We start from the raw sequence: 5,301 nt of genomic DNA on the forward strand, positions 1-5,301 counted from the left end.
GCTCTCCTTTGTGGAATCAGCACCCCGAGCCTACCGGCTCAAGGTGGGCAACGCCGACCTCTTCAGAAATTCAACAGAACCCGGGACATCCCCCACAATTTGGATGGGCTTGTCATTGGCGGGCTGCTCCGGTTATGGATTACATCTGCGAGCCTACCGTTGCCCATCTTCCGACTTCCGCCGGTCGAGAAAGAATGCGATCGCTGCAGTTGCAGCTGTGATGATTGCATATGCGAAAAACAACAGCTCGGTGCCATCCGCGTCTGCATATTCTTCCACATCTGCACCTTTTTCGTTTATCGGCGCCCGCGCTCGCTGAACCATAGACTTGTGTTTGCTGTTTGCGAGCCGAGCGAGATGACTATCTTAGACGTCGGCATTGGATTGGTCAGGCGCCCAATCCTGGTAGCTACCCACGGGACCTCCCGGGCTATATAAAATGGGGCCTCCTGGTGGACATGCACCCATCAGGCAGCGGGGTGATCGGCTTTGCCATTTGAGACGGCAAAGCTGGCTACTGAAGTTAGCGGCGCGTGATGGGGACAGCGCTTCATCAGTCGTCAAGAAAGCGCCGAGTCACGTAGCTAATTTCAATGGCAGCGCGGGCTGCGGTAGGGACAGCGTCGGCTACGCAATACATCGACGCCGAGTCGCGCTCGCGCTGCCTCGTTCGAGATAGCGAATGACGGCAGGTGACACTGACTTGGTTTGTCGTCGGCATGCGCTTTAAGGTGAGCCGAGAGGTCAAGTGTGAATCAACCGATGACGCCGTTGCAAACAATCAGCGAATGGTTCGAAAAACAGCACGCGGAAATACAAGGCGAAATCACTGCGGGTATGGCGGCTCTTTTGGATTTTAGCGATTCTGACTTTATTGCGCTCGACAGCGAAGAACAAAGGGAATTTTTGCGGCACTGGTTGAGCGAGGTGGAATTGCCAGCCCATGCGGTCGTTGGCCGTGCTTTGACGTTTCGCGCCTGTTTTGAGTATCTCGCGGAGAGCAGGTTTATCGAGGCTTGGTGGAAGCATTCTGAAGAACTCCTTCGAGAAGCTCTCGATGAGACTAAGCGTAACCCTAGTTCTGATGCTGCGGATTGGGATCCAATTGCACGAACAACGCTTGACGATATGCTACCGCCACGTTCTCGATGAAATTCTTTCGAGTCCGCCATTCAGTCGACAAAAGCATGGCTATGCGGTGGAGATTGCGGCGCGAGAGCGGGACCCAGCGGCGATTAAACAGTAAGTGCTGAACGAGCTTTGCAATGAGCGTGTAACCGTAGCTCAGAATCGGAGATGGCGGGCAAATTCGGGTAGTTGACGAGCGCGGTGCCCTCCAGGCGGAAGCGCTATCAATGAAGGAGTCGTTCGTTAAGAAGCCGGATTGAGTTTTGCGGGATAGGCGAGCGTTCGCCATAGAAAGAGGCGCAAGAATTCCCGGAGCCAGGCGAGGATACGGCGCAAGTTGTGGCCGACGGCTGAGAGGATGACGTTGGCGGCGTCGCCGGCACGGTCTTTGAGGTAACAGCGGCCGAGATGACCTTCGGCTTTCATGTGTCCAATGATAGGTTCGATGGCGGAGCGGCGGCGCAGCTCGCGCTTGATGACGCCGAAGACGCCGCGTTTCTGGCCGGAGATGAAGACGCGACGTGGATTTTGAGCGTCGTGCCCGCGGTACCCCTTGTCGACATAGGCCCGCTCGATCGGACAGCCAGTCAGTGCCTCGGTGCGGTCGATGACACCGCGCAAGGTGTGACCGTCGTACGGGTTGTCGGGCATGGCGCTGGCGTGCAGCACGAACAGGCCACCGGGGGCTCGGCGGTTGTTGGTGACGATGGAAGCCTTTACGCCGATCTATGGACCACGCCCGCGTTGCAAGAGGAATCGACAAAGGGATGAAGCGGTTTGCGCCAATCTATCCGGCTTCGATTTGAGGCTGTCGCCCCGAGCCATTATGGATATCCGCCCACCTCTGTCCTCAATAACTCGCCGGCCTCAAGAAGGGCCATGGCGTCGAACCAGCCTTCAGAAGTGTCGGTGGAACCGTTTCCCCATTCGTCCTTTCCGTCTCGCAAACCTCGGCGGGATAGCGTGCTATTCCGATCGGATCGTGGATCTTCCTTCCTTCCCGGGTCGGGGTGTCCTATGCAGCGTGGCCCAGGAAACTCGAGTCACGGCCTTTTGCGAGTATGCTCCAGGCCATCCGCGCGAGTTTTGCGGCCAAGGCAACAACCAGTACATTCGAGTGGAGCCGCTTCGATGCTGCCTCCAGCCAGGCTCCGAAGCCGTGCCTGGCCCAGGTTTGGCGCTGCAGCAGTACGGCTCTGGCTCCCTGAATGAACAGTGTTCGTAGATAACGGTTGCCGCGTCTTGATATGCGACCGAGAATGGTTCGCTCGCCGGTCGAGATTTGTTTCGGTACCAGACCAAGCCATGCCGCAAAGTCGCGGCCCTTCTGGAACGCCTCACCAGTTCCGATCGCGGCGATCATCGCGCTTGAGATGATTGGTCCGACGCCCGGCGCACTCATCAGGCGGCGACAATGCGCATCTTGCTCCGCGATCTCGTTGATCTCCTTGGTGACTAACGCGACGCGACAGTCGAGATAGCGCCAGTCTTCGGCCAAGTCTGGATGAGCTGAACCACCTGAGGCGACAGGCTTTCCGAAGGTGTCGAGAGGATTTGGGGGAGCGCCAATCGGAGTGCTGCCGCTCCCTGCCGCACTGGTAGCCCTCGCTCAAGCAAAAAGCCCCGGATTTGATTGATGACCGCCGTTCTCTGCGTCACCAATCGACTGCGAACTCTGTGGAGTGCCTGCAAATCGAGTTGTTCGGCCGACTTCACTGGGACGAACCGCATTGTCGGCCGCTGAGCGGCTTCGGCGATCGCTTCAGCATCCCGAAAATCATTCTTGTGACCCTTGAGGTATGGCTTGACGTACTGTGCCGGCAAGAGCCGGACTTGATGGCCAAATTTCTCGAGCTTGCGCCCCAGATGATGTGCGCCTGCACACGCCTCCATTCCGATCAGGCAACGCGGAACATTGCCCAGCGACTGGTCAAGCTGATTTCTTGACCGCTTCTTGCGTAGCGTGATTGCGCCTGTGGCATCGAGACCAACGACATGGAATGTGTTCTTCCCGAGATCGATACCGATTGTGACAATGTTCGTATTCGACATGGCTTGCGCTCCTGTTGCTGCCCCGCGGGGGTCCACGTTGCCGCTGAGAGCGGGCGTGGTCCATGCCATTAACTCGTAAGGGGCTGAGGCCTTGCCCTTGCCGATGCACTCCACCTCTGGGGCATGAAAAGAATAAAGCTTCCAGCCACGCTGGCGCTGCTGTTGCGAGCGGATCTGGCTGGCTCGGCCAAGCGGGAGGGCGAACGCCTCCTCCGGTGTTGGCTCGCCCTCGGTCTTGCGGCGGATGTCGCGGATGATCCGGCCCAACCGGCTGCGCAGGATACGCAACTGCCGCTGATGCCGCCCGAATTGTTTGGCATGAGCGTAGCGACCCGCCATCATCGCGGCTGCCTTGGCCACGCGAGAATAGGATTGCCGCAGCCTGACGCCGTGATGTCTCGCCAGGCGGTTAAGACCCCTGATGGCCGCATGCAAGAGCTTGGCATCGGTCGGAAAGGTGATGGCCTTTGGTTGCACGGTGGTGTCGACCGTGACGCGCTTGAGGTCCTGACTGCGCAATGCGCCGGCCTCGTGCGCCACCCTCAGGCTCTCAGCCAGCAGCAGCTCCAGCTTGTCGCCGAGCCGCTTGCGCCAATGGCTCAGGTCCGAGCGCTCGTGCGGAAAAGCGTGCTGGAAAAACTCTTCCGGGTGAAGAACTGGAAGTATGGATCGTGGACCCAATGCTCGCACACGCCCTCCATCAGACAGCCCATAAATGTGTTTGAGCAACAATAGCCCAATCGTCGATCCAGTCCCAATCGACCTTGCCGGCGAGCAGAACCAGCTCGTGCTTCATATTGATGATCTGGTCCAGCCGCGCCCGGAACAGGTCATTCGATCCCGTGGTCTTGTGCTTCTTCGGCCGCATCGTCCCTCCGATGCACCACAGAGTCATGGCCCGCAGCAAAAGGAAATCCAAAAACAAATTTGCAGGGTTTGGAAGCCTCAAGCCTCAAATCCCTGCAATCTCAAACGCCTCCAAAATCCGAAAACAGACTCCCGCTCAATCGCTTAGAGCCTTGTTCACGGCCGACTGGCTGCTGGTCACACAGCAGACGCAAGTTCTACGAGCTGCATGTTGCAGGGTGCTCGGAAGTGGCAACGGCGACGGTCGAGCGGATGGCAAGGCTCTGGGAGGTCGAGAAAACCGTGCGCGGTCAAAGCCCCGACGCTCGCGTTGCCGCGCGCCAGCAAGCCTCCGCGGCGATCGTCGCAGATCTCTTCGATCTCTGGCAGCAGACCCTACGGCGGATCTCGGGTAAATCAAAACTGGCTGAGGCGATCCGCTACGCCGCCTCGCGCTGTGCCATCTTCGAACGCTTCCTGACCGATGGTCGCGACGAGCTCGACTCCAATATCGTCGAACGCGCCATCAGGCCACAAACAATTACGAGAAAGAATAACCTCTTCGCAGGCAGCGACGGCGGCGGACGAACCTAGGCCACCATCGCGACACTGCTGCAGACAGCGAAGATGGACAACGTCGATCCGCTCGCCTGGCTTGCTCTCGCCCTTCCGCGCATCGCCAAACGGCTAGCCAAGCAGCGAAATCGACGCGCTTATGCCTTGGAACCACGCCGCCTGACGGCCTCAGCTTGCCGCTTACGTTGAGATTGTCGCGTCCGCGACACGGCGATGTTCGGCGGAGTGCCGACGCAACTCTCAATAAGCAATTGAATTAGTGCAGGAAAATGTTTCTGGGGTTCTTCCTGCGCAGTTGGCACGACGTTTGAGTTTATCTCTCTGCGCGGCTATAGGAGCTGCTGAATGGAAGAGCGAGAGAGAGACCAAGAATGAAGAGCGATGTGTCAGCCCATGATCTAACCGAATTGACGCCTGAAGAAGCAATTGCAGTGTCGGGAGGAATGTTTTTTGGAATGTTTCCCGCAATTGTGGGGCTAGCAGCCCTCATAATCGTTATTGTAGGAGCAGCCTAAGGGCGCGGTTAGGGCATCAGTAGCGAACGGACGCGCGCCGTGGGACACATCTTGACCTTGCCCCCAACTTTTATCCAGTCCTGAGTTCGCTCGGGGATGTCCCGGGTTCTGTTGAATTTCTGAAGAGGTCGGCGTTGCCCACCTTGAGCCGGTAGGCTCGGGGTGCTGATTCCACAAAGGAGAG

Annotated in this window: 2 protein-coding genes and 4 pseudogenes; 3 read left to right on the forward strand and 3 right to left on the reverse strand. The window is 58.1% G+C overall.

Annotation, left to right across the window (positions count from 1 at the left end; all coding sequences use genetic code 11):
• Together K289_RS52110 and K289_RS0140380 are read left to right on the forward strand one after the other, a co-directional pair.
• The coding region (locus K289_RS52110; protein ID WP_210164554.1) for a hypothetical protein at positions 1–319 on the forward strand (319 nt) is incomplete at its 5' end.
• A 431-nt stretch (positions 320–750) separates the two neighbouring features.
• Positions 751–1,152 carry a hypothetical protein gene (locus K289_RS0140380; RefSeq protein WP_156918465.1) on the forward strand — a complete coding sequence of 134 codons (402 nt, stop codon included), beginning with the start codon at positions 751–753 and terminating at the stop codon, positions 1,150–1,152.
• A gap of 219 nt (positions 1,153–1,371) precedes the next feature.
• Here the strand turns inward: K289_RS0140380 and K289_RS47235 are convergent.
• The 3 pseudogenes from K289_RS47235 to K289_RS47245 all read right to left on the reverse strand — a co-directional run.
• Positions 1,372–1,851: pseudogene (locus tag K289_RS47235) on the reverse strand (IS5/IS1182 family transposase); the annotation flags it as partial.
• A gap of 292 nt (positions 1,852–2,143) precedes the next feature.
• A pseudogene (locus K289_RS47240) lies at positions 2,144–3,180 on the reverse strand (IS110 family transposase).
• Between the two features lie 72 nt (positions 3,181–3,252).
• Positions 3,253–4,048: pseudogene (locus tag K289_RS47245) on the reverse strand (transposase); the annotation flags it as partial.
• Between the two features lie 167 nt (positions 4,049–4,215).
• Between K289_RS47245 and K289_RS49995 the strand changes: the two are divergent.
• A pseudogene (locus K289_RS49995) lies at positions 4,216–4,765 on the forward strand (transposase); the annotation flags it as partial.
• Positions 4,766–5,301 lie beyond the last annotated feature (536 nt).

Origin of the sequence: Bradyrhizobium sp. Cp5.3, from assembly GCF_000426265.1 — a bacterium.
In the GTDB taxonomy this organism is placed as follows: Bacteria; Pseudomonadota; Alphaproteobacteria; order Rhizobiales; family Xanthobacteraceae; genus Bradyrhizobium; species Bradyrhizobium neotropicale.